This is a genomic window from Edwardsiella ictaluri ATCC 33202 (assembly GCF_000264785.1).
Lineage (GTDB): Bacteria > Pseudomonadota > Gammaproteobacteria > Enterobacterales > Enterobacteriaceae > Edwardsiella > Edwardsiella ictaluri.
On the sequence record NZ_AFJI01000097.1, the window covers coordinates 1 to 1269 of the forward strand.

At 57.1% G+C, this 1269-nt stretch carries 2 protein-coding genes; both read left to right on the forward strand.

Features of this window, described 5'->3' with window-relative positions; genetic code table 11:
• The coding region (locus tag EIEH_RS14690) for a DUF4396 domain-containing protein (protein ID WP_239642636.1) at positions 1-568 on the forward strand (568 nt) is incomplete at its 5' end.
• 101 nt (positions 569-669) lie between these two features.
• Positions 670-906 carry a putative hemolysin gene (locus EIEH_RS14695; RefSeq protein WP_015870788.1) on the forward strand — a complete coding sequence of 79 codons (237 nt, stop codon included), beginning with the start codon at positions 670-672 and terminating at the stop codon, positions 904-906.
• Positions 907-1269: the final 363 nt, after the last annotated feature.

Sequence of the window (1269 nt, forward strand, 5' to 3'; positions counted from 1 at the left end):
GGCGGGCCACGGGGAGAAGCCGATGGCGGGCCACGGGGAGAAGCCGATGGCGATGGGTATGCCGATGGCGGGCCACGGGGAGAAGCCGATGGCGATGGATATGCCGATGGCGATGAAGCGGGGTCCGGCAGGGTGGAAGAGTATCTTTAAGACCAGTACCCACTGCGGCACGGGGTGTACCCTGGCCGATATCCTGGGCGAGGGGATCGCTCTGGTGGTGCCGGTGACGCTGTTAGGCAGCCCGCTGCTGGGATCGTGGACGCTGGATTTTGTGCTGGCGCTGTGCCTGGGGATCTTCTTTCAGTATTGGCCTGCGCGTCAGATGGGACAGGCGCGCTGGGCCGCACTGAAGAGCGCAGTTAAAGCGGATGTGCTCTCACTGATCTGTTGGCAGCTGGGAATGTATGTCTGGATGACGATTGCGCTGTTTCTCCTGTTTACGCCGGAGATGCCGCGCGCCAGCGCGCTGTATTGGTTTATGATGCAGATTGCCATGATAGTGGGCTTCTGTAGTGCGTATCCGATGAATAAGTGGTTGGTCAGCAAAGGGATTAAGCACGCGATGTAGCGCAGGTGAACGCCGCTGGCACTTTAAACATTATCCTATGTGCAACATGCCACGGTACGCGGGATCATGGCTATCCAGATTAGCGATATAGAGAGTGCATCATGAAGATAATGTTAGTGCTGTTAGGCGTGATGGCGGTGGCGGGGTGTAGCGTCAAAGAGGTCAGGACGCCACCGGTGATAGGCATGGCCAACCCCGCAGCGCGTTACTGTGTGGAGCAGGGCGGGATCTTAACGTCGGCGACGGCGGAGCAGGGGCAGTTTAGCTACTGTACGTTGCCGGGCGGCGAGCGCATCGGGACCTGGGCGCTGTATCGCCGCAGCCATCCTCAGGCATGACGCGATGTGAGTGATAGAAGAAAGACGGACCGCATTCGCGGCCCGGCGATAGCGTATTCCTGCGGCGATGCGGGATCAGACCTGCCCGTCGCGGTGGAAGCTAAGACGCTGTTCAACGTAGGCTTTGACATGGGCCTCCAACGAGCCTGTACATAAATTTGTGTAATTGCCTGATTTTGATATGTTCAATCCAACATCAAAAGCAGGTTACTTTATGAACGAAAAACAGTTGCAGGCTCTGGCTAACGAACTGGCCAAAAATCTCAAAACCCCTGACGATCTCAGTCAGTTCGATCGCCTGCTGAAGAAAATCAGTGTTGAGGCGGCTCTCAACGCCGAAATGTCCCACCATCTGGGCTACGG